The following is a 16,951-nucleotide window of genomic DNA, read 5'->3' as shown; positions in this document are numbered from 1 at the left end:
ATTAACTACCAAGCACCCAAAGTAATAGTACAGCTACAGGCACAGCAGCAGTCAAACTATCTATTCGGTCTAATACGCCACCATGTCCAGGTAGTAGATTACTACTATCTTTTAACCCAGCTTCACGCTTAAACATACTTTCTGTTAAATCACCTAATACAGAGAAAATGACTAAAATAATTAAACAGACAAGGCTTAACAATAATTTTCCTTGAATAAAATCAGTACTAATGTAAATAAATAATCCAATAATTAAAGCGGCTGCTAAACCACCCCAAAAACCTTGCCAGCTTTTACCAGGGCTAACTTTAGGTGCTAATTTATCTTTACCCCAAGTTCTGCCAGCAAAATAAGCACCAATATCTGCAGCCCAAACAAAGATCATCACACTAAAAATAATCCAATTACCATACTCACCAGATTGCTTTAATAAAATAAGTCCTTGCCATGCTGGCACTAAAATTAATAACCCAATCAAATATTTATAACTATTATTCTTCCAATAATTAGTTGTTTCAGGAAAACCAATTACCAATAACCAAGCGAAACTCCACCAAACAACACCTAACAATACAATAAATCTTGACCATGAAGGCATATTCCAGAGTAATACTAACAAGACCACACAAATAGCGGCATAACCAATACGACTACCAGATTCTTCTAAGCCAACTAATCGAGCCCACTCCCAAGCACCTAAGGTAACCACAATGCCTATAAAAATAGCAAAGGAACCACCTTCTAAGTAAAAGAATCCCCATAGTGCAATGGGAATAAGCACTAAGGCTGTTAATACTCGTTGTTTTAACACAGGTTATTCTCCTTGCTCTATCTGCTCACTAGTCTTGCCAAAACGACGTTGTCTAGCAGAGTAATCAGCTAGTGCAGCTTGCATTGCTTCATGTTTAAAATCTGGCCATAACACATCTGAAAAATAAAGCTCTGTGTAAGCCAATTGCCATAATAAGAAATTACTAACTCTACGTTCACCACCTGTACGGATACAAAGATCTGGTGAGGAAAAAGGAGATGTTACTAGTTTACTTTCAATTAAATCTGTTGTGATATTATCAACTTGTATTTCATTAGCTAGTACTTGTGATGCTATCTTCTGAGTGGCCTGTAAAATATCCCACTGTCCACCGTAATTAGCAGCTATTTGCAAAATAAGACCTTGATTATTGGCTGTTAACATTTCTGCTTCATGCATAGCCTGTTGTAACTCTTCACTAAAGGCCGAACGATCACCAATAATTTTTAACTGTACATTGTGTTGATTAAGTTTTTTGACTTCTTGTTTTAAAGCCCATAAAAACAATCGCATTAAAGCTTGTACTTCAGTAATAGGCCGTTGCCAATTTTCACTGGAAAAAGCAAATAAAGTTAATACCTTAACATTAGCCTCTGCGCAAACTTCAACCGCTGCACGCACAGCAGCAACACCTGCTTTATGACCAGCGGCATGAGGTAATAATCGTTTTTTTGCCCAGCGATTATTACCATCCATTATAATTGCTACATGCCTAGGGACAGATGTAGCTTGAGACTGTTTAGGCATTTTCATTAAAACTAGATTAAACAGCCATTAAATCTGTTTCTTTTTGCTCTAATGCTTTATCCACATCAGCTACAAATTTATCAGTTAGTTTTTGGATTTCGTCTTGTGCACGACGCTCATCATCTTCACTGATTTCTTTTTCTTTTAACAAATCTTTTAATTGAGTAATCGCATCACGACGAATATTACGAATCGCCACCCGTGCATTTTCAGCCTCACCACGTGCTTGTTTAGTATAACCTTTACGGGTTTCTTCCGTTAAAGGTGGCATAGGAACACGAATCACTGTGCCTGCTGAAGCAGGATTTAATCCTAAATCAGACGTCATAATGGCTTTTTCTACAGCCTGTGTCATACTCTTATCAAATACACTAATAGCTAATGTCCGAGCATCTTCCACATTAATATTAGCCACCTGATTTAATGGTGTATCAGCACCATAATAAGAAACCATTACACTATCTAAAATACTAGGATGAGCACGTCCAGTACGAATTTTAGCAAAAGCATGGCCTAATGACTCTACTGTTTTTTGCATGCGTGTTTGTGTGTCTTTTTTGATCTCATTGATCATGCTTTTTTTCCTCAATCAATGTACCTTCGCCGCCACCAACTACAATATTTAGTAACGCTCCAGGTTTATTCATATTAAATACACGAAGTGGCATCTGATGATCCTGACATAAACAAATAGCTGTCAAGTCCATCACCCCAAGCTTACGCTCTAATACTTCATCATAAGTTAAATGGTCAAATTTCTTAGCATCTGGATCTTTAAAAGGATCCGCAGTATAAACACCATCAACCTTAGTAGCTTTTAGTACTACATCAGCATCTATTTCAATAGCTCTTAAACAAGCTGCGGAGTCTGTAGTAAAGAAAGGATTACCTGTACCTGCCGAGAAAATAACTACCTCACCAGATTTTAAATGGCGCATTGCCTTACGACGGTCATAATGATCTGTTACTCCCACCATAGAAATAGCAGACATCACTAATGCTGGAATATTAGAACGTTCTAATGCATCACGCATAGCTAGCGCATTCATCACAGTGGCTAACATCCCCATATGGTCGCCGGTAACTCGATCCATACCTGCTGCTGATAAAGCAGCCCCACGGAACAAATTACCACCACCAATCACCAATCCTACTTGAACCCCAATACCTACTAACTGCCCTACTTCAAGTGCCATTCGATCAAGAACTTTAGGATCAATCCCAAAATCTTCAGACCCCATTAAAGCTTCACCACTAAGCTTCAATAAAATACGTTTATATCGTGGCTGTCTTAATCCCACTTGCTGAGCCATTTTGAATCTCCTGCAGGTAATTTCTAAGCGGCTATATTATTGCGAGCAATATTTGGGGCGTCATTATTCCCAATTGTTGCCTTTTGTTCAAGTTTAATATTGTATTATGGTTTGACAAAAAATAGAAAATAAAAAAGGCTATTCGCCAAAACGAATAGCCTTTTTTTATAAACAAGAAGCTTTTATTGCTTAGTTGCAGCTACTTGAGCAGCTACTTCAGCAGCAAAATCTACTTCCGCTTTTTCGATACCTTCACCTACACCAAAGCGTACGAAAGAAATAATTTCTGCACCATGTTTCTTAGCGTGATCACCTACTTTAACACTATCATCTTTAACAAAAGATTGACCTACCAAGCTTGCTTCGCCTAAGAACTTCTGAATGCGTCCAGCAACCATTTTTTCAACTACTTCAGCTGGTTTACCTTCAATTTTTTCTTTGTTTAGTGCTAAGAATACTTCTTTCTCTTTTGCAACTAGCTCTTCAGAAATATCTGCTGGATTTAATACCGCAGGGTTACTAGCTGTAACATGCATAGCAATATCTTTTGCTAATTCTGCATCACCACCACCTTGTAAAGCAACAAGTGCTGCAATACGGCTATTACTGTGAACATAAGCACCTACAACATCACCTTCAGCCACAGCGATGCGGCGAATAGTAATATTTTCACCAATTTTTTGTACTAATGCTTGTCTAGCCGTTTCTTGAGCTTCTGCTAATTTAGCAACATCAGTAATTTTACCAGCAAAGGCTTTTTCTAATGTATCAGCAACAAACGCCTTGAAATTATCATCACGTGCAACGAAGTCAGTTTCAGAGTTGACTTCAACCATCACGCCATATTTACCATCATCAGCTACTTTAGCCGCAACCACACCATCTGCTGCTACACGACCTGCTGCTTTAGCAGATTTTACAGCACCTGATTTACGTAACTCATCAATTGCTTTTTCAATATCGCCATTTGCTGCTACTAAAGCTTTTTTACATTCCATCATGCCAAGCCCTGTACGCTCACGCAATTCTTTTACTAATGCTGCAGTAATTTCTGCCATGTTTATATCCTCTTAATTTAGCCTGTATTTAATAAACAGTTAGCTATAAAGTGAGAAAAGGGGGCAAAGCCCCCTTAATTTTTTTCAATTAAAGAAAGGCAATAACTATTAACCTTCAGCAGTCTCTTCAGCTGCTTCTTCAATAAATTCTTCAGCTACAGCGCCAGCGCCTTGTTTAGCTTTTAATACTACATCAGCAGCAGTACCTAAATATAACTGAATAGCACGGATAGCATCATCATTACCAGGGATAACATAATCAACGCCATCTGGATCACTGTTAGTATCCACTACACCAATTACTGGAATACCTAGCTTATTAGCTTCAGCGATAGCAATTTTTTCATGGTCAACGTCGATTACAAATAATACGTCTGGTAAACCACCCATGTCTTTAATACCACCAAGACTACGCTCTAATTTCTCTAAATCACGAGAACGCATTAACGCTTCTTTCTTAGTTAATTTATCAAAAGTACCATCTTGAGATTGAGATTCTAACTCACGTAAACGTTTGATAGATTGACGAATAGTTTTGTAATTCGTCAACATGCCACCTAACCAACGGTGATCAACATATGGCATTTTGCAACGTTTAGCTTGTTCTGCAACGATTCTGCTAGCTGAACGCTTAGTACCTACGAACAATACTTTGTTTTTACCTGTTACAGCTTTTTCTAAAAAAGCGATAGCTTGGTTAAACATAGGTAAAGTTTTTTCTAGGTTAACGATATGGATTCTATTACGAGCACCAAAAATGTATTTGCCCATTTTTGGATTCCAGTAACGAGTTTGGTGTCCAAAATGTACACCAGCTTGTAGCATATCACGCATTGATACTTGAGACATTATATTCCTCTATACGGGTTAAGCCTCCATATATCCCAATATTCAACCTGATTAAAGGCACCCAGAACACTGTGTCGATATATGTGTGGTTTGTTTAAAAAATAGCCATAAGGCCGAGTTAAGGGCGCAATTTATACCATATTTTTTATAAAAAGACTAGCACTTTAATGGCTAGTCGCGACTATTTGCGACTAGCCATTAAACCAATTGTGTTAAGTAGTTGTAAATTAGTGACTAGCTAACCACTGATCAATAACGGCTTGATATTCACCAGTAGCTTTGGCTAAGTGTAACCATTGGTCAACGTATTGCTTCCAAATGATATCACCCTTTGGCAACATATAAGCTTTTTCACCATACTGCATAGGCATACTAGGATCAATAGCACATAAATCTGGATGACGTTTTTGTTGATAGAGTGCTTCTGAACTATCAGTAATCATTACCTCATACTTTTTATCCACCAGCTGCTGAAAAATAGCCATATTATCGTCAGATAAAGTTAAATTTGCTTTAGGTAAATATTTGTGTACAAATGCTTCATTAGTGCCGCCTTTTGGTTCAATCAAAGTAACATGGGGCTGATTAATCTGCTCGATGGTTTTATATTTATCTTTATTTTCACAACGTACTAGGGGAATTTTACCGTCAATATCTATAGTATTAGAAAAGAATGCTATTTTTTGTCGATCTAAAATAACCGAAATTCCTCCCATGGCTATATCACATTCACCTTTTAAAAAGTCAGGAGTTAAGGTTTTCCATGTGGTTTTTACCCATTTTACCTCAACCCCTAAGCTTTTCGCTAAGGATTTAGCCATAGCAATATCAATACCTTCAAAAGAACCATCATTATTTACAAAGGTATAAGGCTTATAATCGCCTGTGGTACAAACCGCCAATACCTTCTTTTGCATAACACTATCTAAACGAGACTCTGCAAATACAACTCCAGTGAAGAAGACTAACGTTATAGCAAGCAGTTTTTTCATAGTATGACATCCTTATTTTTACATACAAAGGGATAAAAAGTCAGCTCACTATAAAACAAGTCGTTTATTAATAATCTTGTGCTATATCACAAGCTATTTATTTTATTAGAAAACCTATAGTTTACGGCCTATTTTGAGACTGTAAACTATAGGTTATTAGACTAAGCCTTTTTGCTTTTCTTAGGGGCTGCTGCTTTACTTTTTACTAATAGCGGTTTTAAGAATTTACCCGTCCATGAGTGGGGTATTTCAATTAGCTCCTCAGGTGTACCAGTAGCAATAATCTCACCCCCCTTCGAACCACCCTCAGGACCTAAATCCACCAACCAATCAGCGGTCTTAATGACATCAAGGTTATGCTCAATCACCACCACCGTATTACCATGATCGCGTAAACGATGTAACACCACTAATAACTGCTGAATATCAGCAAAATGTAACCCTGTAGTAGGCTCATCTAAGATATACAAGGTCTTACCTGTATCCCGTTTAGACAACTCGCGCGCTAGTTTAACCCTTTGCGCCTCACCACCTGAAAGAGTAGTAGCACTTTGCCCCAACTTAATATAAGACAACCCTACATCCATTAATGTCTGCAATTTACGGGATAATGCAGGTACTGCCTCAAAAAACGTAGCAGCGTCTTCGATAGTCATTTCCAACACTTCGTGAATGGTTTTGCCCTTGTACTTAATATCTAAGGTTTCACGGTTATAACGTTTACCTTTGCACACATCACAAGGTACATAGACATCTGGTAAAAAATGCATTTCTACTTTAATAACGCCATCACCTTGGCAGGCCTCACAGCGGCCACCTTTGACATTAAACGAGAAACGCCCAACATTATAACCACGTGCTCTTGATTCAGGTACCGCCGCAAATAATTCACGAATAGGGGTAAAAATTCCTGTATAAGTAGCTGGATTAGAACGGGGAGTACGACCAATAGGACTTTGGTCAATATCCACTACTTTATCTAATTGATCTAAGCCTTTAATAGATTCATAAGCGGCCACCTCTAAGGTAGTAGCATTATTTAAGGTAGTTGCTGCTAATGGATACAAGGTATCATTAATTAAGGTAGACTTACCTGAACCAGAAACGCCCGTTACACAAGTAAATAATCCTAATGGTATTCTTAAAGTCACTTCATTAAGGTTATTACCCTTAGCCCCCTTTAAAACTAACTCTTTCTTTTTATTATAGGCTGTGCGTTTTTTAGGCACTTCTATTTTTAATTTACCTGATAGGTATTTCCCTGTTAATGAATCAGGGTTTGCCATGACCTCTTTAGGTGAACCTTTAGCTACAATTTGCCCACCGTGCACTCCAGCACCAGGACCAATATCCACCACATAGTCAGCTAGACGAATAGCATCCTCATCATGCTCTACCACAATAACTGTATTACCTAAATCCCGTAAATGAGTTAAGGTTTTTAGTAACCGATCATTATCTCGTTGATGTAGCCCAATAGAGGGTTCATCCAGAATATACATAACACCAACCAGTCCAGCACCTATTTGACTAGCTAAACGAATACGCTGCGCCTCACCACCCGATAAGGTTTCAGCACTACGTTCTAAAGTTAAATAATCTAACCCTACATTAACCAGAAACTCTAAACGTAAGCTAATTTCTTTAAGAATTTTTTCAGCAATTGCACCTTTCGTTCCCGTTAAAGTTAATCCTGAAAAATAACTATGAGAATCCCCCACAGGTAACGCTACCACTTCAGGTAAAGTTTTCTTACCTACCCATACACAACGTGCTTCTGGACGCAATCTAGCTCCACTACAACTAGGACAAGCTTGGGTACTTAATAGTTTTGCCAAGTCCTCGCGTACACTTTGCGATTCAGTTTCACGATAACGTCGTTCTAAATTAGGTAATACCCCCTCAAAAGGATGCTTACGCTTAACTACGTCACCACGATCATTTAAATAATTAAAACTAATCTGCTCATTACCACTGCCATTAAGCACGAAACTTCGCTGTTTCTCCGTCAACTCTTTAAAAGGCACATCTAAACTAAATTTATAATGGCTTGCTAACGAGTTTAACATTTGGAAAGTATAGGCGTTACGGCGATCCCAACCACGGATAGCCCCCTCACCTAAAGTTAAATCTTCATTAACAATACGTCTAGCATCAAAAAACTGCTTAACACCTAAACCATCACAAGTAGGACAAGCGCCAGCAGGGTTATTAAAAGAAAATAATTTAGGTTCTAATTCACTGATCGAGAAACCACAAATAGGACAAGCAAATTTAGCAGAAAATAAAATCTCTTCTATTTCCTCACCATCCATAGGCGCAATAATAGCTGTATCTTCCGCTAACTTAAGGGCTGTTTCAAAGGACTCAGCCAAACGCTGTTGGATATCTGGCTTAACTCTAAAACGATCAATCACCACATCTATACTGTGTTTTTTCTGCTTATCTAATTTAGGCAGCTCATCTAACTCATATAGTCGACCATCTACTCTAGCTCTTACAAAACCCTGCGCCCGCATTTCTTCAAAAACAACTAAATGCTCACCTTTACGTTCTTTAATAATAGGTGCCAATAACATTAGCTTAGCCCCCTCAGGTAAAGCTAATACTTGGTCAACCATCTGGCTAACAGTTTGTGCCTCTAATGGCGTATCATGATCTGGGCAATGAGGTGTACCTACACGAGCATACAATAACCGTAAGTAGTCATAAATCTCTGTAATAGTTCCCACTGTAGAACGTGGGTTATGCGAAGTAGATTTCTGCTCAATTGAAATAGCTGGCGATAAACCTTCAATAGCATCCACATCTGGCTTTTCCATCATCGATAAGAACTGTCGTGCATAAGCCGATAGTGACTCCACATAACGCCTTTGTCCCTCTGCATACAACGTATCAAAAGCCAATGAGGACTTACCAGAACCAGAAAGCCCTGTAATCACAATTAACTTATCACGAGGTAAGGTTAAATCTATATTTTTAAGATTATGGGTACGTGCACCACGGACTAATATACTTTCCAAAACAGCCTCATTAGAGAAGAGAAATTTTTCGAACTGACTACTATAACACCTGCTTAAAACTAAACCAATTAGCTTTATTGTTAGGTTAAATTTATAAGATAGATAGTAAATAAGACAAGGTTATTTTTTTAAGTTTAAAGTCTTAAACAAAAAAATACCCAGCAAAATGCTGGGTAAAAACCGTGATTAGCCTGATGAGGAGACAAACCAAACAATCTCAAACAGCAGATCGGATACTTTGACTTGCCAGTTGGTCTTGCGATCAACTTAGGTACATATTAATGATAATAATTATCATTTGCAAGAAAAATATTAATATTTATTTTTATCACGTCTTAAATATTGATTAATATACTCTATTAGCTTCTCTATACTCTCTCTATTTTGTGTTTCTACTAAACAGCTTGTCGCCTTCTCTTCAGCGGTCAATGGTTCACGCCATTCTAATTGCTGCTTAACTACTTCAAATGTAGCATCTGAGGGATCATTATTTTCTTGTTCTCGCTTAGCTAAGTTCTTTTCAATTATCTCTAACGGTGCATCACACTCTACAATAAAGAAAGGTACTCCTACTTCTTCTGCTACTTGCTTAGCTTTTACACGTTCCTCATGTTTTAAATAAGCAGCATCTAAAATCACAACATAACCTGCTCGTAAACTATTTTTAGCCAGTTGATATAAATGCTCATAGGTTTTAACTGTTGCTTCTGGACTATAGAGTTGCTCTTTTGGTGTATCAGCACCTAATAAACGTTTACGTTCTACATCACTACGTAATCTTATAGCGCCAAATTGCTCAACTATCTTAGTAGAAATATAACTTTTTCCTACTGCAGAAACACCACAAGTAACTAATAAACAACGGGTAGGAATTAATGTATAACTTTCAGCAAGGTTTGCGTAGTTATAATATTGACTTAATATAGCTTCTCTTACACTTCGTTCAGTCACATGACCCAAACTAAATAAAGCCACTTTAGCACGGACCATAGCCCTATAAGCTTTATAGAATTTCATTATCTCTAGTGATTGGTAATCACCTGTTTCTTCTAGGTAAGTATTTAATAAACGGTTAGCCAATGAATATAATTTTCTATCCTCTAAATCCATTACCACAAAGCCTATATCTGCCGTAACATCTGTCAGTCTAAAAGGCTCATTGAATTCAATACAGTCAAATATCACCACTTGATCATCTAAAATAGCTGCATTATTTAAATGTACATCACCATGACACTCTCTTATAAAACCATTAGCTTTACGTTCAGCCAATAAAGGTTTTAATCTTTCATAGCTACTTTCAGCCCAAGCCTCTAAAGCATCTAACTGAATAAAACCTGCCTTGTCTTCAGGTAACATAGCCCGTATTTGCTCAAAATTTTGCCTAACTGGCGCCATGACTCCTTCAGGCGAACCTAACTCATGAGCTGGAGCTACTTTAGGGGTTGCCAGATGAAATTTTGCAAGTTGCTTAGCTAACTGGTCAATATGTTGCTCTGTTAACTCTCCCCGTGCTTGCAATTGACTTAATAATTGATCTTGAGGGAATTGACGCATTTTTAATACATACTCTATTACTTCACCTTGTCCAGCAATTTGAGGATTATCTTCTGTACCTGTAACAGGCAATACTTCTAAGTAAATATCCTTAGTAAGACGTTGATTTAAACGCAACTCTTCTTCACAAAAATGTTTACGATCAACTAACTGAGTATAGTCTAAGAAGCCAAAATCAACGGCCTTTTTAATTTTATAAGCATAAGGCCCTGTTAATATTACCCATGAAACATGGGTTTCTATCACTGTAAACTGTTCTACAGGATGATCATATAATGAAGGGTTTTGAAGATTCTTAACTAATTCAGCAGTCATAGGTTTTCCCTTTTAATTTTTTTATCAGTTGCATTATAGATGGCTAATAAAGCTATAAAATAAAAAATCCCTAATTACCTAGGGATTTTTTTATTAAACATTGATCACAAGTTATTGTTTTTGATAAGTGAAGGTATGACCGCTACCTTCTAAAATAAGTTGTGGTCCTTTTAACTTAACAGTGGCGCCTGTTTTAAACATATCGCCTAAAGCTGTTTCCATTGCTGCTTCTTTTTCACGGAAACACGCCATACGGGTAGAGGCTAAACCATCACTGGTTAATTTACCTTGATTTAATACTGCTTGCCCAATAAAAGTGTTACAAAGGACACCATGTACTTTTACCTTACCTTCTACACCTGGCTCAAAACCAATAGTCATTGGTCTTTCAGAGGCTTGTACAACCTCACTATCAAAGTTTACTAAGTTATATTTTCCATATAACTCTGCGACAGTAAGACTTGTAGACTTTGTTGTTTGACAACCAACCATTAATGCAGCAACTGCTACAACCATCAATATTTTTTTCATCATTACCCCTTGCTATTTTTTCTAAGAAACAATTAAACCGCAGTTGTTTCTCTATATCAACCCATAAAATGACTTAATTACTCATATTATTTTAGTATGAGTATTTTTATAGTTACTACTGTAAATTCTGTGAATAGTACAGTAAACTCATCAGTTTGATAAAATATTTTTTATGGAGTGGTGGCATGGCAGATGTGAAAAAGGTCGTCCTAGCTTATTCTGGTGGCTTGGACACCTCTGTAATCCTCAAATGGTTACAAGATACCTATCAATGTGAAGTAGTAACTTTTACTGCAGATTTAGGCCAAGGTGAAGAAGTAGAGCCTGCTCGAGCTAAAGCTAAAGCTCTTGGTGTTAAAGAAATTTATATTGAAGATTTACGTGAAGAGTTTGTACGTGACTTTGTATTCCCAATGTTTCGCGCCAATACAATTTATGAGGGTGAATACTTATTAGGTACATCAATTGCTCGCCCACTGATTGCCAAGCGTCTAATCGAAATAGCTAATGAAACTGGCGCAGATGCTATTTCTCATGGTGCAACAGGTAAAGGCAATGACCAAGTACGTTTTGAGCTAGGTGCTTATGCCCTTAAACCAGGTGTTAAGGTAATCGCTCCTTGGCGTGAATGGGATTTATTATCCCGTGAAAAACTAATGGACTATGCTGCCCTGCATAATATCCCTATTGAGCGTCATGGTAAGAAGAAATCGCCTTACTCAATGGATGCTAACTTACTTCATATCTCCTATGAAGGTGGTGTTTTAGAAGACACATGGGCAGAAAATGAAGAAGATATGTGGCGTTGGACAGTATCACCAGAAAAAGCACCTGATACACCTACTTATATTGAATTAACTTATAAGAAAGGTGATATTGTAGCGATTGATGGCAAAGCAATGTCTGCTGCCGAAGTACTGACAGAATTAAATCGTATTGGCAGTGCTAATGGTATTGGCCGTTTAGATATTGTAGAAAACCGTTATGTCGGTATGAAATCTCGCGGTTGCTATGAAACTCCTGGTGGTACAATCATGCTACAAGGCCATAGGGCCATTGAATCTATTACCTTAGATCGTGAAGTAGCACATCTTAAAGACAGCCTTATGCCACAATATGCTAGCCTTATTTATAATGGCTACTGGTGGAGTCCTGAGCGTATCATGTTGCAACAGATGATTGATGAATCACAACAGAACGTTAATGGTGTAGTGCGCTTAAAACTATACAAAGGTAATGTCATGGTTATAGGTCGTAAGTCAGATGACTCTCTATTTGATGCCAATATTGCTACCTTTGAAGAAGATGGCGGTGCATATGACCAAGCAGATGCAGCTGGATTTATCAAACTTAATGCTCTACGCTTAAGAATAGCTGCTTTAAAAGGCCGCAAATTACTATAGCTGTTTCTTTTTTTAGACGAGGCGAGTGGCTGAAGACAGTACACATAGTACCGCTAAGCCATTCAACGATGTATAAAAAACTAGGGTAATAGCTATATAAGTAACACTCCTTTATAAGAGCGGTAACCATGTAGCTACCGCCTTTTCTACTAACCATGAGGTACTACGGATGAGATTATTGCATACCATGTTACGGGTAGGCGATTTGGACAAATCTATCGCTTTTTATACAGAAGTACTAGGAATGAAACTTCTACGCCGTAAAGACTACCCAGAAGGTAAATTCACCTTAGCTTTTGTAGGCTACGGAGAAGAAAAAAACACCAGTGTAATTGAGTTAACCCATAACTGGGATACTAATAAATATGATCTAGGCAATGGCTATGGTCATATTGCACTAGAAGTTGAAGATGTCTACAATGCCTGTGAAACCATTAGAGCGAATGGTGGCAAAATCACTCGTGAACCAGGCCCTATGATGCACGGTACCAGCATTTTAGCTTTCGTTGAAGACCCTGATGGCTATAAAATAGAATTACTATCGCCAGATCGTAACGATTAAAGCATTATTACACTACAAAAAACCCGCTAAATAGCGGGTTTTTTTTAAATATCAAAGTCAAAGTCTGCAATCTGTTTATTAAGACGGCGTTCCTCTAAAATATTATCGATAATACGGCGCTTCGCTAAATTATTTTTAGCGTTATCCACCTCATCATCTCCATCTTCTAACTCATCAGTTAGGAAATCATCATCTAAATCAATATCTTCTTTACTCATCGCCATCACTCCATAAAATGGGGTATTTATGGCGCACCTTATATCCTAAAATCAAAGCATGGTAAAATTAATTTTCTCAATCAGCTTTATTTAATTTATTAATTATTCAAATATCCGATGTTTTTTCTTTGTATTCACAAAGATCTTCTATACAGCAACTACCACAACTTGGCTTTCGCGATTTACACACATAACGACCATGTAGAATTAACCAATGGTGAGCATCTACCAAATACTCTTTAGGAATAACCTTCATTAATTTCTTTTCAACGTCCAATACTGTTTTACCTGGAGCAATATGAGTGCGATTACTTACTCTAAATACATGGGTATCTACTGCCATTACAGCTTGCTTAAATGCTGTATTTAAAACTACATTCGCTGTTTTACGCCCAACTCCTGGTAAAGCTTCTAACTCCTCACGGGTACTAGGCACTTGGCTATTATATTTTTCTATCAGTTGTTGGCATGTGGCAATTACATTTTTAGCTTTACTGTTATACAAACCTATCGACTTAATATATTTACTTAGCCCCTCTACACCTAAAGCAAAAATAGCCTCTGGAGTATTGGCTACAGGATATAATTTACAAGTTGCTTTATTAACACTAACATCTGTTGCCTGTGCAGATAACATAACAGCGACTAACAGTTCAAAGGTAGATTGAAACTCTAGCTCTGTAGTAGGCTGTGGGTTATTCTCTTTTAAGCGGCGAAATATTTCTCGACGTTTTGTAGCATTCATAACAAACTCCCTATACTAAGAATAGAATTATAAGCCTTAACAAACAATCTGCCCAGTTATGACTCTCTTTATAGCTGTTGCTATACAATTTTAGACAAGGCGAATGACTGAAGACAGTACAATTAGTACGGCAAAGTCATTCAACGACGTATAAAAATGTAGGGCAATAGCTATAGAACTAGATACCTTACTGCTATACTAGTAAATTAATATTTACACTGGCTCTATTAAATACCTAAATGTCTATTTTATTAACCACCTTAAATGCCCGTTTTGCTCATGCTTCATTAGCATTGCGTTATCTCTATGCCAATATGCATGAGCTACAACAACAAACCGAAATTGTTGAATTCACTATTCAACAAAATGTGGAAGATATTTTAGAAAAAATTATTGAAAAACAACCCACTATCATTGGTTTTTCTGTTTATATCTGGAATATTATAGAAACAACTCAACTGATCAAAGAACTTAAAATATTACGTCCAGAAATTACTGTTATTATAGGTGGGCCAGAAGTTTCTTATGAATATGAAAATACTGAAATATATCAGACTGCTGATTATCTAATTAAAGGTTGGGGAGATATTAGCTTTTATCAACTCTGTCATAAACTACTTAACCAACAAATCATCCCTGAGAAAGCTATCCAAGGTATTCAAGAAAAGCTAGAGAATATTATTCTTCCTTATGACTACTATACAGATCACGATATTAAACACCGCACTGTTTATGTAGAAGCTTCAAGAGGTTGTCCCTTTAAATGTGAGTTTTGTTTATCTAGCCTTGATAAAACAGCATGGACTTTCCCTTTAGAACCTTTTTTACAGGAAATGGATAAGCTTTATCAGCGTGGCTTAAGGCAATTTAAATTTATTGACCGAACCTTTAATCTAAAAAAAGAATTTACTACCTGTATTCTAAAATACTTTTTAGACAAAATTACTAACAATCCTAATGATCCTTTATTTTTACACTTTGAGTTAGTACCTGATCACTTACCTGATGAATTAAAAGAGCTCATCCTATTATTTCCTGAGGGTAGTTTACAATTTGAAATTGGTATTCAAACGTTAAATCCTACTACTCAAGCGTTAATTTCTCGCAAAACTAATTTGCAAAAAGCTCAAGAGAATATTCGTTGGTTATCCACTAAGACTACGGTACATTTACATGTGGATTTAATTGCTGGTCTGCCTGACGAAACATTAGAAGAGTTCGGCAAAGGCTTTAATGAATTATGGGCATGGCAACCCCAAGAAATACAGTTGGGCATATTAAAACGTTTAAAAGGTACGCCTATTATTCGCCATACCGAAACCTATAATTATAAATATAGTTTAACGCCCCCTTACTCTGTATTAGAAAATAAAGATATGCGTTTTGAAACACTAAACCATATTAAACGTATTGCTAAATTCTGGGACTTAATTGCTAACTCTGGACGCTTTAAAAACACCTTACCCTTATTACTTAGAGATGATGCTTTTAATGCTATTTCGGATTTTAGTTATTGGGCATTTCCTAAAGTTAACCAAACTCATGGCATAGCCTTAGATAAACTATTAGCTTTAGTATTTGATTATTTGAATGAACATACTGATCATAGCTTGGAAACTATCCAACAAGCTATGCAACAAGATTTTATTCGTATTGGCACTCATGGTTGGCCAAGATTTTTAGGTGATCCTCCTGAGAACTGGAAAGAGCATTTAATCAATAAGACTAAACAAAAAACATTACCTAAACGACAACAGCAGCATAGTAACGGCTAAAAACCATACCTTAATCTTAATGCTTCTGGATAAGGATTAAAGTACCTTTGTTGTAATAGATATTGATCTGGGTGTTCTGCTAAATAATGCTTTAATAGTGTAATAGGCGCTAATAATGGCTGAATACCTTGTCTATAAAGATCAATTAATTGTGTTAGTTCTTGGCGCTGTTTTGCTGTTAATTGTTTCTTAAAATACCCCTGAATATGCATTAATACATTAGTGTGATTAGCTCTTGTTGCTTTACAACTGAGTAGTGTCATAAATTGATTACGATATTCCACAAAATATGCCTGAAGGGAATCCCACTCAGCAATACGAGCTACAAAACGACCAATTTCTCTATACTGAGATTGTGAATGAGCTAATAGGGTATATTTATAACGACTATGAAAATCTATTAGTTTCGCGCGCGTTAAACCACTTTCTTGCAACTTGTTTAACTCATTAAGTGCAAATACTCGTTCAATAAAATTTTCACGGATAGCGTTATCATTTAACCGACCATCCTCCTCCACAGGTAACCAAGGTATTTGCTTCATCAACTCAGCAGTATAAAGCCCAACGCCCTCTTTACGACAACGGTTACTATTTTCATCGTAGACTTTAACTCGCTCCATACCACAACTAGGTGACTTAGCACATACAATATAACCACTTAGATGGCTTAATGAAGCCACATGTCTTTTAGAAAATGTTCTCATCTTTTCTGTTAAATCAACATTGCTATCATCAGTAAACTGCATAACTACATCATTATTACTTTTTATCAATCGTAATGTTGGGCGAGGTGTTCCTAAACCTATAGCCATTTCAGGACAAACTAATTGAAAATTAGCATAAGCTGATAACTCATCGAGGGCAAAGCCAAAAGACTTATTACCACCATTGTAACGAACATTTTCACCCATAAGACAAGCACTAATACCTATCTGTATCTTATCTATCATTCACTTCTTCTCAAATACTAAAATTTATTTATTAACATTGTATAAGCTCTACTCTAAAAAGATATATCGACTAATGTAGACCACCGACTAAACCTGTCATAT

At 36.9% G+C, this 16,951-nt stretch carries 16 protein-coding genes; 3 read left to right on the top strand and 13 right to left on the bottom strand.

What is annotated here, in order from left to right; all coding sequences use genetic code 11:
- Nucleotide 1 precedes the first annotated feature (1 nt).
- The 10 genes from MTZ49_RS04340 to MTZ49_RS04295 all read right to left on the bottom strand — a co-directional run bounded on the left by MTZ49_RS04340 (nt 2) and on the right by MTZ49_RS04295 (nt 11,196).
- Nucleotides 2-811 carry a phosphatidate cytidylyltransferase gene (locus tag MTZ49_RS04340; protein ID WP_264747167.1) on the bottom strand — a complete coding sequence of 270 codons (810 nt, stop codon included), beginning with the start codon at nt 809-811 and terminating at the stop codon, nt 2-4.
- A 3-nt stretch (nt 812-814) separates the two neighbouring features.
- Entirely contained in the window at nt 815-1,564 is a 750-nt protein-coding gene (locus MTZ49_RS04335) for an isoprenyl transferase (RefSeq protein WP_264747166.1), read from the bottom strand.
- A gap of 10 nt (nt 1,565-1,574) precedes the next feature.
- The gene (gene frr / locus MTZ49_RS04330; RefSeq protein ID WP_201092392.1) at nt 1,575-2,132 is read right to left on the bottom strand and encodes a ribosome recycling factor; all 558 of its coding nucleotides are present in this window, start codon (nt 2,130-2,132) and stop codon (nt 1,575-1,577) included.
- Entirely contained in the window at nt 2,122-2,871 is a 750-nt protein-coding gene (gene pyrH / locus MTZ49_RS04325) for a UMP kinase (protein ID WP_264747165.1), read from the bottom strand. Before pyrH ends, frr begins: the two co-directional genes overlap by 11 nt.
- A gap of 182 nt (nt 2,872-3,053) precedes the next feature.
- Entirely contained in the window at nt 3,054-3,929 is an 876-nt protein-coding gene (tsf, locus tag MTZ49_RS04320) for a translation elongation factor Ts (RefSeq protein ID WP_264747164.1), read from the bottom strand.
- 108 nt (nt 3,930-4,037) lie between these two features.
- Nucleotides 4,038-4,778 carry a 30S ribosomal protein S2 gene (gene rpsB, locus MTZ49_RS04315; protein WP_264747163.1) on the bottom strand — a complete coding sequence of 247 codons (741 nt, stop codon included), beginning with the start codon at nt 4,776-4,778 and terminating at the stop codon, nt 4,038-4,040.
- 227 nt (nt 4,779-5,005) lie between these two features.
- The gene (locus MTZ49_RS04310) at nt 5,006-5,770 is read right to left on the bottom strand and encodes a transporter substrate-binding domain-containing protein (protein WP_264747162.1); all 765 of its coding nucleotides are present in this window, start codon (nt 5,768-5,770) and stop codon (nt 5,006-5,008) included.
- 161 nt (nt 5,771-5,931) lie between these two features.
- A complete protein-coding gene (uvrA, locus tag MTZ49_RS04305; protein ID WP_264747161.1) occupies nt 5,932-8,793 on the bottom strand; it encodes an excinuclease ABC subunit UvrA in 2,862 nt (953 codons plus the stop codon).
- Between the two features lie 312 nt (nt 8,794-9,105).
- Nucleotides 9,106-10,665, bottom strand: a complete 1,560-nt coding sequence (locus MTZ49_RS04300) for an AAA family ATPase (RefSeq protein WP_264747160.1) — start codon at nt 10,663-10,665, stop codon at nt 9,106-9,108.
- 111 nt (nt 10,666-10,776) lie between these two features.
- Nucleotides 10,777-11,196, bottom strand: coding sequence for an META domain-containing protein (locus MTZ49_RS04295; protein ID WP_264747159.1), 420 nt, complete (start codon nt 11,194-11,196; stop codon nt 10,777-10,779).
- A gap of 185 nt (nt 11,197-11,381) precedes the next feature.
- Here MTZ49_RS04295 and MTZ49_RS04290 point away from each other — a divergent pair, with 185 nt between their 5' ends.
- Nucleotides 11,382-12,599, top strand: coding sequence for an argininosuccinate synthase (locus MTZ49_RS04290; RefSeq protein WP_264747158.1), 1,218 nt, complete (start codon nt 11,382-11,384; stop codon nt 12,597-12,599).
- A gap of 169 nt (nt 12,600-12,768) precedes the next feature.
- Nucleotides 12,769-13,161, top strand: coding sequence for a lactoylglutathione lyase (gene gloA, locus MTZ49_RS04285; RefSeq protein ID WP_264747157.1), 393 nt, complete (start codon nt 12,769-12,771; stop codon nt 13,159-13,161).
- 44 nt (nt 13,162-13,205) lie between these two features.
- Here the strand turns inward: gloA and MTZ49_RS04280 are convergent, their stop codons facing one another.
- On the bottom strand, nt 13,206-13,379 hold the full coding sequence (locus tag MTZ49_RS04280) for a PA3496 family putative envelope integrity protein (protein WP_413774174.1): 174 nt from the start codon (nt 13,377-13,379) through the stop codon (nt 13,206-13,208).
- A 106-nt stretch (nt 13,380-13,485) separates the two neighbouring features.
- Complete coding sequence (nth, locus tag MTZ49_RS04275) at nt 13,486-14,124, bottom strand: endonuclease III (protein ID WP_264747155.1); 639 nt, start codon at nt 14,122-14,124, stop codon at nt 13,486-13,488.
- A gap of 239 nt (nt 14,125-14,363) precedes the next feature.
- On the opposite strand from nth, the gene MTZ49_RS04270 reads away from it, so the two are divergent.
- Nucleotides 14,364-15,899 (top strand): B12-binding domain-containing radical SAM protein, encoded by a 1,536-nt coding sequence (locus MTZ49_RS04270; RefSeq protein WP_264747154.1) that lies wholly within the window; start codon nt 14,364-14,366, stop codon nt 15,897-15,899.
- Here the strand turns inward: MTZ49_RS04270 and MTZ49_RS04265 are convergent.
- Nucleotides 15,896-16,849, bottom strand: coding sequence for a YbgA family protein (locus MTZ49_RS04265; RefSeq protein WP_264747153.1), 954 nt, complete (start codon nt 16,847-16,849; stop codon nt 15,896-15,898). The genes MTZ49_RS04270 and MTZ49_RS04265 overlap by 4 nt on opposite strands.
- Between the last annotated feature and the right edge of the window lie 102 nt (nt 16,850-16,951).

The sequence above is a fragment of the Entomomonas sp. E2T0 genome (assembly GCF_025985425.1).
In the GTDB taxonomy this organism is placed as follows: Bacteria; Pseudomonadota; Gammaproteobacteria; order Pseudomonadales; family Pseudomonadaceae; genus Entomomonas.
This window is presented reverse-complemented; position numbering and strand designations above follow the sequence as displayed.

Coding starts and splice junctions, on each gene's coding strand:
- gloA (WP_264747157.1), top strand. CDS start 12,769: ATGAGATTATTGCATACCATGTTACGGGTAGGCGATTTGGACAAATCT.
- MTZ49_RS04280 (WP_413774174.1), bottom strand. CDS start 13,379: ATGAGTAAAGAAGATATTGATTTAGATGATGATTTCCTAACTGATGAG.
- MTZ49_RS04335 (WP_264747166.1), bottom strand. CDS start 1,564: ATGAAAATGCCTAAACAGTCTCAAGCTACATCTGTCCCTAGGCATGTA.
- MTZ49_RS04290 (WP_264747158.1), top strand. CDS start 11,382: ATGGCAGATGTGAAAAAGGTCGTCCTAGCTTATTCTGGTGGCTTGGAC.
- MTZ49_RS04295 (WP_264747159.1), bottom strand. CDS start 11,196: ATGAAAAAAATATTGATGGTTGTAGCAGTTGCTGCATTAATGGTTGGT.
- pyrH (WP_264747165.1), bottom strand. CDS start 2,871: ATGGCTCAGCAAGTGGGATTAAGACAGCCACGATATAAACGTATTTTA.
- MTZ49_RS04300 (WP_264747160.1), bottom strand. CDS start 10,665: ATGACTGCTGAATTAGTTAAGAATCTTCAAAACCCTTCATTATATGAT.
- rpsB (WP_264747163.1), bottom strand. CDS start 4,778: ATGTCTCAAGTATCAATGCGTGATATGCTACAAGCTGGTGTACATTTT.
- tsf (WP_264747164.1), bottom strand. CDS start 3,929: ATGGCAGAAATTACTGCAGCATTAGTAAAAGAATTGCGTGAGCGTACA.
- MTZ49_RS04310 (WP_264747162.1), bottom strand. CDS start 5,770: ATGAAAAAACTGCTTGCTATAACGTTAGTCTTCTTCACTGGAGTTGTA.
- MTZ49_RS04270 (WP_264747154.1), top strand. CDS start 14,364: ATGTCTATTTTATTAACCACCTTAAATGCCCGTTTTGCTCATGCTTCA.
- nth (WP_264747155.1), bottom strand. CDS start 14,124: ATGAATGCTACAAAACGTCGAGAAATATTTCGCCGCTTAAAAGAGAAT.
- MTZ49_RS04265 (WP_264747153.1), bottom strand. CDS start 16,849: ATGATAGATAAGATACAGATAGGTATTAGTGCTTGTCTTATGGGTGAA.
- frr (WP_201092392.1), bottom strand. CDS start 2,132: ATGATCAATGAGATCAAAAAAGACACACAAACACGCATGCAAAAAACA.